This is a genomic window from Polaribacter sp. L3A8 (assembly GCF_009796785.1).
GTDB lineage: Bacteria > Bacteroidota > Bacteroidia > Flavobacteriales > Flavobacteriaceae > Polaribacter.
The window spans coordinates 2,012,166-2,028,847 of sequence record NZ_CP047026.1 but is presented as its reverse complement, the minus strand read 5'-3'; the positions used below and the strand labels follow the sequence as shown (position 1 = coordinate 2,028,847).

General features: G+C 28.2%; 14 protein-coding genes. All 14 read left to right on the top strand.

Features of this window, described 5'->3' with window-relative positions:
• The first annotated feature begins 22 nt into the window (after positions 1 to 22).
• The 14 genes from GQR92_RS08375 (at position 23) to GQR92_RS08310 (ending at position 16,682) form a co-directional block, all read left to right on the top strand.
• A complete protein-coding gene (locus GQR92_RS08375) occupies positions 23 to 1,561 on the top strand; it encodes an oligosaccharide flippase family protein (RefSeq protein WP_302849604.1) in 1,539 nt (512 codons plus the stop codon).
• The gene (locus GQR92_RS08370; RefSeq protein ID WP_158838707.1) at positions 1,554 to 3,761 is read left to right on the top strand and encodes a glycosyltransferase; all 2,208 of its coding nucleotides are present in this window, start codon (positions 1,554 to 1,556) and stop codon (positions 3,759 to 3,761) included. The genes GQR92_RS08375 and GQR92_RS08370 overlap by 8 nt, the downstream gene beginning before the upstream one ends.
• An 18-nt stretch (positions 3,762 to 3,779) precedes the next feature.
• Positions 3,780 to 4,928, top strand: a complete 1,149-nt coding sequence (locus GQR92_RS08365) for a polysaccharide pyruvyl transferase family protein (RefSeq protein ID WP_158838705.1) — start codon at positions 3,780 to 3,782, stop codon at positions 4,926 to 4,928.
• Positions 4,929 to 4,951: 23 nt separating this feature from the next.
• Entirely contained in the window at positions 4,952 to 5,914 is a 963-nt protein-coding gene (locus GQR92_RS08360; protein ID WP_158838703.1) for a glycosyltransferase family 2 protein, read from the top strand.
• Positions 5,911 to 7,011, top strand: coding sequence for a glycosyltransferase family protein (locus GQR92_RS08355; protein ID WP_158838701.1), 1,101 nt, complete (start codon positions 5,911 to 5,913; stop codon positions 7,009 to 7,011). The genes GQR92_RS08360 and GQR92_RS08355 overlap by 4 nt, the downstream gene beginning before the upstream one ends.
• Before the next feature lie 187 nt (positions 7,012 to 7,198).
• Positions 7,199 to 8,221 carry a hypothetical protein gene (locus tag GQR92_RS08350; protein WP_158838699.1) on the top strand — a complete coding sequence of 341 codons (1,023 nt, stop codon included), beginning with the start codon at positions 7,199 to 7,201 and terminating at the stop codon, positions 8,219 to 8,221.
• Between the two features lie 6 nt (positions 8,222 to 8,227).
• Positions 8,228 to 9,472: a glycosyltransferase family 4 protein gene (locus GQR92_RS08345; protein WP_158838697.1), complete on the top strand. Its 1,245-nt coding sequence runs from the start codon at positions 8,228 to 8,230 to the stop codon at positions 9,470 to 9,472.
• Between the two features lie 4 nt (positions 9,473 to 9,476).
• Complete coding sequence (gene wecC / locus GQR92_RS08340; RefSeq protein WP_158838695.1) at positions 9,477 to 10,676, top strand: UDP-N-acetyl-D-mannosamine dehydrogenase; 1,200 nt, start codon at positions 9,477 to 9,479, stop codon at positions 10,674 to 10,676.
• Positions 10,677 to 10,680: 4 nt separating this feature from the next.
• Complete coding sequence (wecB, locus tag GQR92_RS08335) at positions 10,681 to 11,829, top strand: non-hydrolyzing UDP-N-acetylglucosamine 2-epimerase (protein WP_158838693.1); 1,149 nt, start codon at positions 10,681 to 10,683, stop codon at positions 11,827 to 11,829.
• The gene (locus GQR92_RS08330; RefSeq protein ID WP_158838691.1) at positions 11,829 to 12,932 is read left to right on the top strand and encodes a glycosyltransferase; all 1,104 of its coding nucleotides are present in this window, start codon (positions 11,829 to 11,831) and stop codon (positions 12,930 to 12,932) included. Before wecB ends, GQR92_RS08330 begins: the two co-directional genes overlap by 1 nt.
• A gap of 1 nt (position 12,933) precedes the next feature.
• Positions 12,934 to 13,683, top strand: coding sequence for a glycosyltransferase family 2 protein (locus GQR92_RS08325; RefSeq protein WP_158838689.1), 750 nt, complete (start codon positions 12,934 to 12,936; stop codon positions 13,681 to 13,683).
• A gap of 1 nt (position 13,684) precedes the next feature.
• Positions 13,685 to 14,608 carry an NAD-dependent epimerase/dehydratase family protein gene (locus GQR92_RS08320; protein ID WP_233270079.1) on the top strand — a complete coding sequence of 308 codons (924 nt, stop codon included), beginning with the start codon at positions 13,685 to 13,687 and terminating at the stop codon, positions 14,606 to 14,608.
• Positions 14,609 to 14,611: 3 nt separating this feature from the next.
• On the top strand, positions 14,612 to 15,586 hold the full coding sequence (locus GQR92_RS08315; protein ID WP_158838687.1) for an MraY family glycosyltransferase: 975 nt from the start codon (positions 14,612 to 14,614) through the stop codon (positions 15,584 to 15,586).
• A complete protein-coding gene (locus tag GQR92_RS08310; protein WP_158838685.1) occupies positions 15,576 to 16,682 on the top strand; it encodes an aminotransferase class I/II-fold pyridoxal phosphate-dependent enzyme in 1,107 nt (368 codons plus the stop codon). Before GQR92_RS08315 ends, GQR92_RS08310 begins: the two co-directional genes overlap by 11 nt.

Genomic DNA, 16,682 nt, shown 5'->3' with positions numbered 1-16,682 from the left:
TAATAGTATTAATGTCTTTTAAGTGAAAAATAATAATAGTCAGAACAGTAGAAGGATTGCGAAGAATACATGGATGTTATATATAAGAATGATTTTCACCATTCTTATATCGTTATATACTTCTAGAGTAGTTCTAGAAGTATTAGGTATTAGTGATTTTGGAATTTATAATGTTGCAGCGGGATTTGTTACAATGTTTGGGATTTTAAGTAATTCAATGTCTAATGCCACACAACGCTTCCTTACATTTGAAATAGGGAAAAATGATTCTATTCAGTTGGGAAGGGTTTTTAGTATGAGTGTAAATATCCATTATGTTATTGCTTTTGTAATTGTATTATTAGCAGAAACTGTTGGTTTATGGTTTGTTTATAATAAACTAACGATACCTGTAGAAAGACATCAAGCCCTTATGTGGGTATATCAATTTTCAATCTTAACGTTTGTATTTAATGTAATTAGTGTTCCTTACAATGCTATTATTATTGCTCATGAAAAAATGAAGGTCTTTGCAGTAATAGGTATTATAGAAGTTAGTTTAAAACTAATTTTGGTATTTATGTTACAATGGTTAACATTTGATAAGTTAAAGTTATATGCATTTCTAATGTTCTTAGTTTCTTTAATTATACGAATAATTTACACTGTTTATTGTAGACAAAATATTAAAGAAAGTAAATACGCTTTTTTTTGGGATTTAAATTTGTTTAAAAAATTATTACAATTTGCTAGCTGGAATTTATTTGGAAATTCTGCAGTGCTAATGTATGGGCAGGGTTTAAATATATTATTAAATATATTTTTTGGACCTATAATAAACGCATCATACGGTATTGCTTATAGACTTCAAGCTATGGTCAATAATTTTGTTATTAATTTTCAAACGGCTTTAAATCCACAAATAATAAAGTCTTATGCGTCTGGAGACATGACATATATGTTTGATTTAATATACAAAGGAGCTAAGTATTCTTTATTTTTAATTTTTATTTTTGCTCTTCCAGTAGTGTTGGAGACACAAACATTATTAGAGATATGGTTAAAAACTGTACCAGAATATGCTGCTGTTTTTACTCAACTAATGTTGATTAATGTGGTACTAAGTAATTTATCAGGATCTTTAGGTGTTGCGGCACAGGCAACAGGAAATATTAAAATATATCAAATAGTTATTGGGATCTTATTGATCTTAATTATACCAGTTTCATTTATCTTTCTAAAATTAGGATTTAACCCTCAAGTGGTCTTTTATGTTAGTATTGTTACTTCTGTAATTTCATTATTTTTAAGGCTTTTAATAGTTAGAGGTCTTATAGGTATTAAAATTAGGGACTATTTATTAGAAGTAGTTATAAGGGCAGGTGGCGTATGTATTCTATCTATTATTCTTCCGTTTTGTTTGCATTACTATTTAGAGATAGGTTTATTAAGGTTGTTTGTTGTTAGTTTAGCAACTCTTTTCAGTATTTCATTTTTTGTATATCTTTTAGGACTAGATGCTACAGAGAAAATGTTTATTAGAGAAAATATAATAAAAATTAAAAATAAATTTCATGAATAAACCTGCTTTAGTTAGTATCATAACTCCTTGTTATAACGGTGATAAATTTGTATCACGGCTGTTGGATTCTGTGTTAAGTCAAACCTACGCTAATATTGAGATGATATTTATAGATGATGGCTCAATAGATTCCACTGAAAAAATTGTTAGATCTTACATCCCTAAGTTTAATTCGAAAGGATATTCTTTGTCATATATTTATCAGAAAAATTCTGGACAGGCAGAAGCAATTAATAAAGGATTAAAATTATTTAATGGAGATTATTTAACGTGGCCAGATTCTGACGACTTTTATGTAAGTAATTTTGCTATTGAAAAGATGGTTTGTGCACTAGATAATAGTTGTGATAATGTTAGTGTAGTTAGATGTTCTGCCCAGCTTTTAGATGAATATACACTTGACTTAATCGGTAATTTAGAAACTGATAGGTATCAAAATAAAGAGGCTGATTTATTTGAAGATTCAATGTTTTGCAAAAACAATTTTTATTTTCAGCCAATTTGTTACATGGTTAAGACTAGTAGTTTATTAAAAAAGATAACAGAAAGAGAAATTTATACAACTAAAGATGGAGGACAAAACTGGCAAATTATGTTACCACTGTTTTACAATCAAAAGTGCTATTTGCTAAATGAGACCCTATGTGCTATTTTAGTTAGACAAGAGTCACATAGTAAGGGGGTTACGAAATCATATGATGAGATATGTAAACGGAATGCAGCATATGAAAATACCTTAATTAATACACTTGATAAAATGACTTTTATGCCTGTGGTAGAAAAGGTGAAATATTTAAAATTTATCAAGGATAGATACCTTTTAATAGAATTTAAATTGTCTGCTAAATTTGGTAATACGAATCGTTTAAGAGAGGTTTATTCAGATTTAAATGATACTGCTGTTAGTAAAAAAAATACGTTATTATATTATATAAGTTGGTTTCCTTTTGGAAGTCAAATGTTGATATTTGGAAGTGAAGTATTGGTGTTTAAAAAAAGAGTTTTGAGTAAAATGATAAAAATATATAAATTGCTAGATAGTCGATTAAATAAAGTATTTGTTCTTGGTATACTTTTCCTCTCATTTTTGTTAAATATTTTTTTTATTCGTGTGGATGTTTTACCAATATTAAATCAAAAATATCAGAATAGCTCTGTCTCTGTCTTAACATCAAACTTGGAACCTGATGATTTTAGTAAACTAATTACAGAGGGTACAAAGAAAAGGTTAGCAGCAAAGTATGTTTTTGACAATAATGTATTTACTCCTTCTAATTTTAAATCAAATGTGTATAATGTGTTTTTTAAAGATGATATAATTACTTATAATTTTGGTGAACATGGTTATTTAATGTTAAATTCTTTGAAAGCAGCTTATATAGATGGTAATGATGAATTATGTGCATATATAAAGACTAGATTTGATTCTGCTTTTTTAGAGGATGATACAATACAAATATTGCGAACTGATCAAGCTATTTATGGTAGTATTGCAATTGAACTCTTTTCAAGAACAAAGGATAACCGTTATAAAAAATTTGCTGAAGGAATTTTTAATACGTTAAGTAACTTAGATCTTAAGTATGATTTAATTTCTTATAGGCAAGGAGATGAGCAACATGTTGATTTGTTGGGTTTTGTATGTCCTTTTTTGTCTGATTATGGAAGAGTTTTTAATAATGAAAGAGCATCAATGCTTTGTGTTAAACTTATAGATAATTATTCAAAATATGGAGTTGATAATATAACAGGCGTTCCTTCTCAGGGCTATAATTTAGTGTCAAAAATGAAAATTGGTTCTAGTAATTGGGGAAGAGGGATGGCTTGGTATGCTTTAGCTTTGTCTTCTGTTGAAAAGGAAAAATTAAATAAACACACACGTTTAATGATAGATGCTTTCTCTAAGACTTTATTGAAATCGATGAAGAATGGTTTATTTACACAATTCCCAGGAAGATCAAAAGAAATAGATATGAGTTCATCATTACCTCTACTTTATTTTCTTTTTAAAGAAGAAAAAATTTTAATAAATCGCTCTCAGCTTATCTCGACTTTGTCACCTTTTATTCATACTAATGGGCAGGTTGGATTTAATTCGCCTAGTATTTCTATAGGGTCTGGGCCAGAAGCTCGTTTAATTCATGATATGGCTCAAGGTGTATTGATGTTATTATACAGTGAATTACAGAAAGATTTATAATTTAAAAATAGTAAAATTATGAAAATAGCAATATTAACACAACCTTTAAAATCTAATTACGGTGGGCTTTTACAAGCATATGCCTTGCAAAAGAGCTTATCTAAATTAGGACATGATGCAACCACTGTAAATAGGTTTTTTTTACCAAAAACAAAATTAAAAATATTAGAAAATTTTATTAAAAGAGTTCTTTTAAAATATATTAAAAGAAGAAAAGATATTGAAGTTTTTCCGTTGCAACCTTCTGAAAAAGAAGAAGAAATAATGGCAAAAAATACAAGTGCTTTTATAAAAGGTAATATATCTTTAACAAAAACAGTATCAAGTACTGCAGAGTTAAAGGAAATGATTAAGGACTATGATGCTTTTATTGTTGGGAGCGATCAAGTTTGGAGACCTAAGTATTCTCCTTCTATTTATAATTATTTTTTAGATTTTATAGAAAAAGACAATCCTAAAAAAGTAAAGAAGCTATCTTACGCAGCTTCCTTCGGAGTTGATTCATGGGAGTTTACCCCAGAAGAAACTAAAAAATGCAGTTCTTTAATTAAAAATTTTGATGCAGTCTCTGTTCGTGAAGATTCAGGGGTATCATTATGTAATACATATTTAGGGGCAAAAGCAACGCATGTGTTAGATCCTACTTTATTATTAAGTAAAGAAGAGTATTTAAGTTTAATAACTAAAGAAGAACTTATTTGTAAAGAAAAAACTTTAATGGCGTATGTTTTAGATACTTCTGATGAAAAAATAGCTCAACTAAAAAACATCGCCAAGCAACTTAATGTAAAATTAATATATGTAGAACCAGATACAGGTTTTACAGAAGAAAGAAGAAACAACATAGACCAATACATTCTTCCTACGGTGGGGAAATGGTTAAGTGATTTTCTAAATGCAGAATATGTTATTACAGATTCGTTTCATGGAACCGTTTTTTCAATAATTTTCAATAAAAAATTTATTGCAATAGGGAATAAAAAGAGAGGTATATCACGTTTTACATCAATTCTTAACTTATTAGGTTTAACGGATCGATTAGTTAATTCTATAGAAGAGGTAGATACAGATAAATTATTAAGTTCAATAGATTACGTAAAGGTTAATGAATTGCTCGAAAACGAGAAAAGAAAATCAATAAATTACCTTACTAAGGCTTTAAAATAAAGGTTATTAATTAAATATTAAAAATGAATACTTTCTCAGTAGTAATTCCTGTTCATAATAAAGAAGCTTATATTCTTAAAACATTAGAAAGTGTTTTAAGTCAATCTTATGCTAATTTTGAAGTAATACTTGTAAATGATGGAAGCTCTGATAAAAGTGGAGAAATTTGTGATCAATACAAATTAAAAGATGCTAGAATACGAGTATTTCATCAAAAAAATGGAGGAGTATCTTCTGCAAGAAACTCAGGAATTCGTTTAGCAAAAAATGAACATATCGCTTTTTTAGATGCAGATGATTATTGGGATGTTTCTTTTTTAGAAGAAATGAATATCTTAATAAATACTTATCCTCACAATTCTATTTATGGAGCTAAATTTGCACGTGTAAAAAACGGAATAGCTTTAGATGAAGAAAACTATTTCCCAGAAAAAGACAACTATTATAATTTTAACTTAATTAATAATTTTTTTCAAAAATCTAGATTTCCGCTGCATACTTCATCCGTAGTAATAAAAAAAGCTGTTACTTATGTGGTTGGTGGCTTTGATGAAAGAATATATGTTTTTGAAGATTATGATCTTTTTTTAAGAATTGCTATTATTTCTAATGTTGGTTACCTTAATAAAGGCCCCTTCTCATTTTATAATATTGATGTTCCTGTAAGTTCTAAGGTAAGAGGTAAATTACCCTTATTGGCGAAACATTGGATTTCTTTTATGTCTAAATTTGATAAAGATGCTTTAAAGAATACTAAGTTAAAAATATTATTAGACCAGATGAAGCTAAACCAAATGGTAGCATATAGAAGAAGTGGAGCGTATAAAAAAGAGGTCAAGAATATTTTAAAAACTGTAGATAAAAAGAATTTTGGATGGAAATATAAAATTATTTTCTCATTACCCATTTTTATTGGTGATCTCTTTTTGTCTATTTATTCACTTCTAAGTAATTATAAGGTTAAACTGAATAATCAGAACAAATGAAAATAATTTATTTTTTTGAAGAGACAAGCTCATACATGCATCAATGGCAACGTGTACATATATTTGATGAACTAGAAAGGAATGGTCATCAAATAGAGGTATTCAATCCTATAACATATTCTTCTACAGAAGAAGCTAATGAAAAACTTTGTGATTATTTAAAAACAAAAAGTTTTGATTTATTTATGACGTGTGTTAGTTCTGAAATTATATTTGAAGAAACCATCCAAGAAGTAAAAAAGATTGGACTACCTACATTGTTAATTTGTTTTGATAATTTGCATGCACCATTTATGCACAAGGCTATTGCACCTTTTTTTGATATTGTGTGGTTAACCTCGCAAGAAACTATAGGAATGTTTAAAAAATGGGGATGTAAAAATATTGTTTTTCAGACGTATGCTGCAAATCCATATAACTTTAACCCTTATTGGGGAGAAATTGATAATTCTATTAATTTTATTGGTTCTCCGTATGGAGGTAGGGTTAATAAAATAAATAAATTAACACAATCTAATCTTTTATGTAAAGTATATTCTAATAGTTTGGTAGAAAGCAATAATGATAAAGTAGAAGTAGTAAATAAAGACTACTTAAAATTGCTCAATAAAACGTTAGAAATGTTAACCTTTAATATTGGTAGAAAGGTACTGTATGGTGCTGTTAAAAATAAGTTTTTTAATGCAGATAATTCTATACTAGAGCATAATAATAATTTAGAATGTTTACCGTCTGTTTCATTTTTAGATATGCAGAAAACCTATTCTAGTAGTTCATTATCATTAAATATAACAGAGTTAAGAAACACGTATGTTTTAGATACTCCTATTCATAAAATGCATTTACGTACTTTTGAGATTCCAATGTCTGGAGGTTTGGAAATTGCTAGTTATACAGAAGAATTAGCAAGTTACTTTAAAGAAGATAAAGAGATTGTATTGTATAAGTCTAATGAAGAATTAATTTCGAAAGCTAAATTTTATTTAGATCCTAAAAATGATTCATTAACTTCTAATATGAAGAGGTGCGCAAGAGAAAGAGCAGCTGCAGAGCATACGTGGATGAATCGTTTTGATAAAATATTTGGTAAACTTTAGAATGGGGAATATTAGTAATCAAAATTTAAAAATAAACTTAGATTTTAAAACGATAATAATATTATTATTATGTGGTTTTATTGTCTTTTCTCCCTTGTCTTCTAAAATAACATTGGGTATTTTACGTTTACCTTTAGCGTTACCCGAGTTATTGTTTTTTCCATTTTATTTTTTTCTAAAAAAGAGAATGGATCTCAAAATTAATTGGAATACTTTTATAATAGGTGGTGTATTAATACTCTTATTAATCGCTATAAGTTTTTTAGTTGGTAATTTTGGCTTAGTTTCTATTTTATCTACGGTTAGAGGTTATTTTTACATGTTAGTTTTTTTCTCAATTTTTAAAGATAAAAAAATCAACAATTTTTCATACATCTTATTTATTAGTTTAGGTTCCGTATTTGGTTGGTTGTTAGATAGTTTGTTGTTTGTTAATATGTTGGCAAATGATATGGCAGAAGGTAAAACAATTGCGGTATATGGCAATATGATAACCTTAAGTTTGGCAATGTCAATTCCATTCTTCTTTAAACAGAAAAAATACATCGTAATTGCTTTTTTGTCTGGCCTAATATTGTCACTTTCAACAGGAACAAGAAGACAAATAATTATATTTATAATATCTTTTGGGTTAAGTTTAATGCTGACAATGAAGATTTCAATTAATGGAATTATAAAAAAAATAATAACACTTGGAGTTATAACTTCATTTTTAGTTATTTTATATCCTTTGGCAGATGAATATGTTTATAATGTATCACCAACGTTACATTATAGAATATTTACAAAAACAGAACAATTGTTTACTGGGGAAGAAAATGATAGTGATGATATTAGAACAAATGCAATTAGCGAGTTTGTTGATACCTATGAAGAATACGTTTTTCCAAGAGGCTTTGTAAGTAAAAGAACAATGACAGATGCTGATACAGGAAAGTATATGGATTCTCCTTATTATGAGCTCTTTTACACTTTTAGTTTGGCTGGTGTTTTATTTATTTTGCTACTATTAGTAAGAAGGTTCTTTTTTCATCTAAATAATTATCTATTTAAAGGAGGTACAGAATCTGGTGTTTGTATGGTCTCTATTGCTACAATATTTGTCTTAATTATGGTGGAAGGCTCTTTTTTAAACTGGAGTTATACGACTCCTTGTACTGGGTTTGTATTAGCTAGAATATTTTCATCTAAAAATTTAATAAAAATTTAATAAAAAATGAAATTATTATTATTGTCATCATCAATTGGTTATAATGGAGGTGGAATATCTTCCTATGGAATTGATTTTCTTAAATTGATGCATGAAAAATATGATTGTTATGTTTTATCTGGAGATAATATTTCTGATGAAAATAAATACCTAGTTAAAGAAGTATATCAGATTAACACTACAGATTTATCATCTAAAAATGCAAACAAGTTTTTAGATTTAGTGAAATTGATTGAGCCATGTATAATTGTAAATAGTAATTTTCAATTATTTTCTGTTACCATTCCTTATATTGATATCAATATCATTAAAATATCAATAAGCCACTTTATTGATGGTCAGTTAGCAGTTGTAGCTGGTTTTAACTTTAAGTATTATAATAATATAATAGCTTTATCAAATGAAGGAAAAACTTTTTTAGAAGAATACTACAACATAAAAGAAATAGGTAAAGTAATTGTTATTTATAATTTTTATGAAACATATAAAGGTAATAATGATTTAAAAATTAATAATAAACCATTGTCAATTACTTTCCCTGGAGGAAGTAGTTTACATAAAAACCCGAAGTTAGTTTTTTCTATTGTAAAAGCATTACAAAAAACAACTCTTCCTTTTAAGTTTTATTGGCTAGGTAATACAAAATTACCTGGAAATAGAGTATATAATACTGGATGTATTAGTGATTTGATTGAGAATGATGAAAGAATAATTTTCACAAATTTAATTCATCGAGATAAGGCAACTGATATTATTAAAAACAGCAATATATTTTTATTACCATCAAAAAAAGAAGGGTGCCCAATCTCTCTATTAGAAGCTATTTCCTTTGGTACCATTCCTATGGTTGCGGACTCTAAGCATGCTTCATCAGAGTTAATAAAAAATGATGTTACTGGATTTGTTTTACCAGAAAATGATGCAAATCCGTATATTAATAAAATTATAGATATAATTAATAACCACGAAAATTACGTAAGATTTTATGCTAGTTCTAGAAAATTACATGTAGATAAATTATCTGAAGAAATATGGAGGGAACATATGTTAGGGTTATTTAAACAAGTTTCTAAAAATATTCTACTACCTCGTGAGTTTTTTAATGACACCAAATATGAAAATGAAAAAAAGAAATTTTTAAAAAAACTATTTATTGAGCGGCTAAAAAAAATTATGCAATCAATAAATTTATTTATGTTTTTTTCAAGAACCAAGTTAATTATTAAAATCAAACAATTTTTTAATTTATAATGTTATGAAAGCAGTTTTTATGGGGTTAGGCTATATTGGCTTACCAACAGCAGCAGTTGCTGCAAGTAAAGGAATAAAAGTAATAGGTGTAGATGTAAACCCAGATGTAGTAGATACAATAAATAAAGGGGAAATACATATTGTAGAACCAGATTTAGACAAAGTTGTAAAAGAGGTAGTACAAAAAGGTTTTTTAAAGGCCTCTCTAAAGCCAGAAGAAGCAGATGCTTTTTTTATCGTGGTACCTACGCCTTTTAAACAGAATAAAAGAGCAGATATTTCTTATGTAGAATCTGCAACACGTATGGTAATTCCTTTTTTAAAAGAAGGAGATTTATATGTTATAGAATCAACGTCTCCAGTTATGACAACTGAAAAAATGGCAGAATTAATTTTTACAGAACGTCCGGAGTTAAAAGATAAAATATACATAGCATATTGCCCAGAAAGAGTATTACCAGGAAATGTATTGTTTGAGCTAGAGAACAATGATAGAGTAATAGGTGGTATTAATGATGCTTCTTCAGAAAAAGCAATATTATTTTATAAGCAATTTGTAAATGGAGATTTACACAAAACCAATGCGCGTACTGCAGAAATGTGTAAATTAACAGAAAACTCTTCTAGAGATGCACAAATTGCATTTGCAAACGAGTTATCAATGATTTGTGATACTGCAGGGATTAACGTATGGGAATTAATTTCTTTGGCTAATAAACATCCTCGAGTAAATATATTACAACCAGGTTGTGGTGTCGGTGGGCATTGTATTGCTGTAGACCCTTGGTTTATTGTATCAGAATTTCCAGAGCAAGCTCAAATTATTAAAAGAGTAAGAGAAACAAATGATTATAAAGCAGATTGGTGTGCAAATAAGGCTGTAGAAGCGTGTCAAAACTTTGCAAATAAAACAGGTAGAGATCCTGTAGTAGCTTGTATGGGACTTGCTTTTAAGCCAAATATTGATGATTTAAGAGAGTCTCCTGCAAAATATATTGCTGCAAGAATTATTTCTGAAGCAAGAGCGGAAGTATTAGTGGTAGAGCCTAATATAGAAAGCCATAATAGTTTTAACTTAACACCATATAAAGAAGCTTATGAAAAAGCAGATATTATTGTTTGGTTGGTAAGTCACAAAGAGTTTTTAAATATGCCTGTTACAGAAAATAAAATTGAATTAGATTTTTGTGGAGTTAGAAAATAAAGATATGAAAAAAATAATGTTAGTATTCGGAACCAGACCTGAAGCCATTAAAATGGCTCCATTGGTAAAAGAATTTCAAAAATATCCTAATCAATTTGAAACAATTGTTTGTGTTACTGGGCAACATAGAGAAATGTTAGATCAAGTATTAAGTTTGTTTAAAATTGTACCTGATTATGATTTAAATATAATGAAACATGGTCAAGATTTATATGACATTACTTCGCGTGTGCTATTAGGAATGAGAGATATACTGACTAAAACTACTCCAGATTTGGTTTTAGTACATGGAGATACCACTACCTCTACAGCTACTTCTTTGGCTGCTTTTTATCAAAGAATTGCAGTTGGACATATAGAGGCTGGTTTAAGAACTAATGATATTTATAGTCCTTGGCCAGAAGAAATGAATAGACAAATAACGGGTAGAATTGCTAATTTTCATTTTGCTCCTACAGAATTAAGTAAAGTTAATTTACAAAAAGAAGGGGTTTTAGAATCTACTATTTCTGTAACAGGAAATACGGTTATAGATGCGTTGTATTATGTAATTGATGTTATGAAGAACGACCCAGAAACAGCTATAAAAGTTGAAACTTTGATTGAAAGTGTAGGGTACACAAATTTAAAAGCATCAAAAAATAAAAAAGTACTAATTACAGGACATAGACGGGAGAATTTTGGAGAAGGTTTTTTAAATATCTGCAAAGCTATTAAAGAACTATCTATAAAATTTCCTGAAGTAGATTTTATATACCCAATGCATTTAAACCCAAATGTACGTAAACCTATTAATGAAGTCTTTAATAAAGAAACACCTAGTAATGTTTATTTTATAGAGCCTTTAGATTATTTACCTTTTGTGTATTTGTTAAATAAATCTGATATCGTATTAACAGATAGTGGAGGTATACAAGAAGAAGCACCTGGTTTGGGTAAACCAGTATTAGTAATGCGTAATACAACAGAAAGACCAGAAGCGCTAGAAGCAGGAACGGTAAAACTTGTTGGAACAAGTACAGAAAAGATAGTATTTGAAGTGTCTAAACTAGTAGAAGACGAAGAGTATTATAACAAAATGAGCAAAGCCCAAAACCCTTATGGAGATGGAAAGTCTTGCCAGAGAATTGTAGAGATAATAGGAAATAAGTAATGGAGAATAAAAAAATTATATTTTTATTAGCTTCTATTTCTCAACCTAGATGTATTAAAAGGGTAGAAAGTTTTATTAAAAATGGCTATTCTGTTGAGGTTTATGGCTTTAATAGAGGTGTGTATAATATTAATGCGGATATTAACGGAGTAAAAATTAATGACCTTGGTTTTGCTTTGAGTGGATCTGGCTATTTTAAGAAATTTTTTTATGCCAAAAAACGTTTGAAAGAAATTTTTCAAAAAGTTAAAAATGAAGATGTGTTATTCTACGCTTTTTCATTTGATATTGCTCTAATTTGTAAGATGTTTTCTGGAGCAAGTTATATTTACGAAATTTCAGATTTGGTTTATACATATTTTGATAATAAGAATGTAATTAAGTTATTTAGAACACTTGATAAATGGATTATTAAAAAATCTGTTTTAACTATTATGACTTCAGAAGGTTTTTATAATTATTTTTTTCCTCTAATGAATGAGAAAAATGTAATTGTTCAACCCAATAGAGTGAATTCAAATATGTTAAATAGCTCTAGGGATTTTAATGAAGTTAGAAGTTCTGATAAAATTGTATTCTCTTATGTTGGAGCATTTAGGTATCCTAATACTGTCTTTCGATTTGCAGAAGTAATAGGGAAAAATTATCCTCAACATGAATTTAGTTTTTGGGGAGATTCTAACTTAACTCCTTTAGCTATCGATTTAGCTAATAAGTATAAAAACGTGAAGTTTCACGGAGCGTTTAAAAACCCGGAAGATCTACAAAAAATATATAGTAGTTTAGATGTTGTTATTGCTTGTTACGACATTAAAACCCTAAATGAAAGAGTTGCAGAACCAAATAAACTATATGAGGCATTGTATTTTAAAAAGACCATAGTAGTTAGTCATGATACTTTTTTAGCTGAAAAAGTATCGCGTTTTAAATGTGGTTATGCTATAGATGCTACAAATGATATCTTAATTTCTAATTTTATTGACGGATTAAATATTAATAAATTGAATACTATAAAAACTCAGATTGAAAAAGTTTCTTTGTCAGAAATTATAGATGACAACGCTAAGGAAATTATTAGTTATTTAAAAAGGACAAATATTTAAAATGAAAATATCTATAATTACAGTCTGTTACAATAGTGCTAAAACAATTGAAAAGACTTTTAAATCTGTACAAAGTCAAACTTATAAAAATTTAGAATATATTGTTGTAGATGGAGGGTCTAAAGACACTACATTAGATATTGTACAAAAATATAAAGAACTAGTATCCCAATGGGTTTCTGAACCAGACAAAGGTTTGTATGATGCCATGAACAAAGGAATTAAAATGGCTACTGGAGATTTGGTAGGTATTTTAAATTCTGATGATATTTTTACAGATGACCATGTGTTAGAAAATATAGCCAATTTTCATTTACAAAATAAAGAAATAGATGCTTCTGTAGGTAATATTTTACAATTTAATGAAGAAGGAAAAACAGTAAGAAAATATTCTGCTAAAAATTGGAATCCAGAGAAGCTAAAAATTGGTTTTATGCCTGCGCATCCTGCCATTTTTTTTAAAAGAGAATTATTTGATCAATTTGGAGATTATCAATTAGATTTTACAATCGGTGCAGACTATGAGTTGATTACTCGATTTTTTTTAAAGCATAAAATTACTTGGAAATTTTCTAACATTACCACAACTTCTATGTTAATTGGTGGTTTAAGTAGTTCTGGTGTGAGTAGTTATCAATTGATATCGAAAGAAATTAAAAAAGCATTGACTAGAAATTCTATAAAATTTAGTTATTTAAAAGTACAATTAAGAGGTTTTTGGAAAATAATAGGATTTTTAAATAAAAAATAGTTTGAATACGAACTTGCATATAATAACAGGGAATAAAGGTTTTGTTGGTATAAATCTTATTAAGTATTTAAACCAAAATGGTAAGAATACAAAAGGTGTTTCTAGAACTCCAATTTTAGAGGAGTTGAGTTATGATACTTTAAATATAGAAAAACTAAATCAATCTAAAAGCTTTATTCATTTGGCTGGTAAAGCGCATGATTTAAAAAAAACATCTGATGATTCTGAGTATTATAAAGTAAATACAGAACTAACTAAATCACTTTTCGATCAGTTTTTACAAAGCGATTGTGAAGTATTTATTTACATGAGTTCTGTAAAAGCTGCTGCAGACGAAGTAGAAGGTCTTTTAACCGAAGAAGTAAAGCCAAACCCAGTTACGGTGTATGGAAAATCTAAATTAGCCGCAGAAACATATATTTTAGCACAAGAAATTCCTGACAACAAAAGAGTCTATATTTTAAGACCTTGTATGATTCATGGTCCTAATAATAAAGGAAACTTAAATTTATTATATAGTTTTGTTTCCAAAGGAATTCCATATCCTTTTGGTAAATATGAAAATAAAAGATCTTTTGTTTCTGTAGATAATTTATGTTTTGTTATTAATGAATTAATAGAAAACACAAATATAGCATCAGGTATTTACAATATTGCAGATGATGAGAGTTTGTCTACAAACCAATTAGTGTCTATTATTGGAGATGTTGTTAATAAACAAGCAAAAATAGTAAATGTACCTAAAGGTTTGGTTAAATTAATAGCTAAAATTGGTGACGTTTTACCATTACCAATAAACTCAGAAAGACTGCAAAAGCTTACCGAAAATTATGAGGTTTCTAATTTAAAGATAAAAAAAGCAATGCAAAAAAACTTACCTTTGTCAGCTGAAAAAGGCTTACAAAAAACAATTGCATCATTTTAGATTATGGAAAAATATTTTTTTATTTTAGTACTATTAGCAGTCATTTCTTTTCTCTATTTAAAATTAGCGGTAAAGTTTAAAATTATTGACAAACCCAATCAAAGAAGTTCTCACACAAAAATAACCGTTAGAGGGGGAGGAATTATTTTTCCTATTTCAATTTTATTGTTCTTTTTTCTAAATGATTACCAGTATCCTTATTTTTTATTAGGTGTTTTTTTAATTTCTATTGTTAGCTTTTTAGATGATATCTATACATTAAGCTCTAAAATTAGATTTCCTTTTCAGTTTTTAGCCGTTTTTTTAATTTTATACCAAGTAAGTTTTCCGTTTACACCTATTTACCTTTTTGTTTTTTATTTAATTATGGGAATTGGGGTTGTAAATATGTTTAACTTTATGGATGGCATCAACGGAATTACAGGGATTTATAGTATCTGTGTTTTATTAGGGTTGTTTGTTATAAATAGGAGCGAACATTTAGTAGATGATAACTTAATTATATATCCATTACTGTCTTTAATCGTTTTTGGGTTTTATAATTTTAGAAGGAAAGCACTCTTTTTTGCGGGTGATATTGGTAGTATCGCTGTAGGAATGTTAGTCTTTTTTCTAGGCTTTTTATTTGCAGTTAAATTATCATCTCCTTTAATCATATTATTAGTAATAGTTTATGGTGCAGATGCAGGTAATACCATCTTGTATAGAAAACTTTTTACAAAAGAAAGTATTTTTGAAGCACATAGACATCATATTTATCAGAAATTGGTAGATGTATATAAAATGTCTCATTTAAAAGTTGCGGGTATTTATGGAGTACTTCAGATAATAATCAATTTAGTAATCTATAAGACCTATACATTAGACGTATCTAGTCAATTTTTAATTTTCTTCGGATTAATTGTAGGCTTTATAATTGCATATATTTTGCTTTTTAAAACGATTCAGAAAAAAGTAGCCTTAAAGAATGAATCATAAAATTTCTTTATCGGAATCTATTATAGATATTGATTTAAAAACACCTTTTTCTTCGGTTGATACCAGTTTTATCAATCAATTTGAACAAACTTTAGAGACGTTTTATAAAAAAGAAAAAAAAGTGGTTGCAGTAAATTCGGGTACTGCTGCCATTCATTTAGCCTTAATTTTAAGTGGAGTAGAAGAGGGAGATGAAGTTTTATGTCAGTCTTTCACATACGTAGCAACAGTAAATCCTATTATATATCAAAAAGCAACACCTATTTTTATTGATAGTGAAAAAGAGACTTGGAACATGTGTCCTGTGCAATTAGAACTAGCGATAAAGGATCGGATTGCTAAAGGGAGAAAACCAAAAGCAATTATTTTTGTCCATTCCTACGGAATGCCGGCAAAGATTGATGAAATTGTTGCGGTTTCTCGTAAATACAAGATTACTTTAATTGAAGACGCTGCAGAAGCCTTAGGTTCTGAATATAAAGGAAAAAAATGCGGTACTTTTGGTGATTTTGGCATTCTTTCTTTTAATAATAATAAAATTGTAACCACCTTAGGAGGTGGCGTTTTAATTTGTAAAACAGAAGAGGAAAAGCAGAAAGCAATTTTTTATGCAACGCAGGCAAGGGAAAATGTAAATTACTATCAGTATAAAGAAATTGGTTTTAATTATAGGATGAATTCTTTTGCTGCCTTTATAGGTATTTCTGAATTTAAAAAGTTAGCAGAGTATCTAAAACGACGTTTAGATGTAAATGATTTTTATAAAAAATATTTCATTAAATTTAGCAATATTACACTATTAAAAGAACCTTCGGGAGATTTTTGTTCAAACCATTGGCTAAGTTGTATCAAAATTGATGGAGAAAACACTGTTTTTACTAAGCACACACTTATGGCAATGTTTAACAAAAATAACATTGAAAGTAGATTTTTATGGAAACCGATGCATTTACAGCCTGTTTTTAAGAAGTACCCTTATTATGGGACTAAAATAGCAGAAAGTCTTTTTAATAATGGGGTATGTTTACCATCTGGGTCTAATCTGAATAGAAATGATTTAGAGAGAATTTTAACATCAGTAAAGAAAATTTTGTAG

Excerpts from the sequence above, each read along its gene's own strand:
- GQR92_RS08360 (WP_158838703.1), top strand. The coding sequence starts at position 4,952 with ATGAATACTTTCTCAGTAGTAATTCCTGTTCATAATAAAGAAGCTTAT.
- wecB (WP_158838693.1), top strand. The coding sequence starts at position 10,681 with ATGAAAAAAATAATGTTAGTATTCGGAACCAGACCTGAAGCCATTAAA.
- wecC (WP_158838695.1), top strand. The coding sequence starts at position 9,477 with ATGAAAGCAGTTTTTATGGGGTTAGGCTATATTGGCTTACCAACAGCA.
- GQR92_RS08330 (WP_158838691.1), top strand. The coding sequence starts at position 11,829 with ATGGAGAATAAAAAAATTATATTTTTATTAGCTTCTATTTCTCAACCT.
- GQR92_RS08325 (WP_158838689.1), top strand. The coding sequence starts at position 12,934 with ATGAAAATATCTATAATTACAGTCTGTTACAATAGTGCTAAAACAATT.
- GQR92_RS08310 (WP_158838685.1), top strand. The coding sequence starts at position 15,576 with ATGAATCATAAAATTTCTTTATCGGAATCTATTATAGATATTGATTTA.
- GQR92_RS08315 (WP_158838687.1), top strand. The coding sequence starts at position 14,612 with ATGGAAAAATATTTTTTTATTTTAGTACTATTAGCAGTCATTTCTTTT.
- GQR92_RS08345 (WP_158838697.1), top strand. The coding sequence starts at position 8,228 with ATGAAATTATTATTATTGTCATCATCAATTGGTTATAATGGAGGTGGA.
- GQR92_RS08370 (WP_158838707.1), top strand. The coding sequence starts at position 1,554 with ATGAATAAACCTGCTTTAGTTAGTATCATAACTCCTTGTTATAACGGT.
- GQR92_RS08350 (WP_158838699.1), top strand. The coding sequence starts at position 7,199 with ATGGATCTCAAAATTAATTGGAATACTTTTATAATAGGTGGTGTATTA.
- GQR92_RS08355 (WP_158838701.1), top strand. The coding sequence starts at position 5,911 with ATGAAAATAATTTATTTTTTTGAAGAGACAAGCTCATACATGCATCAA.
- GQR92_RS08365 (WP_158838705.1), top strand. The coding sequence starts at position 3,780 with ATGAAAATAGCAATATTAACACAACCTTTAAAATCTAATTACGGTGGG.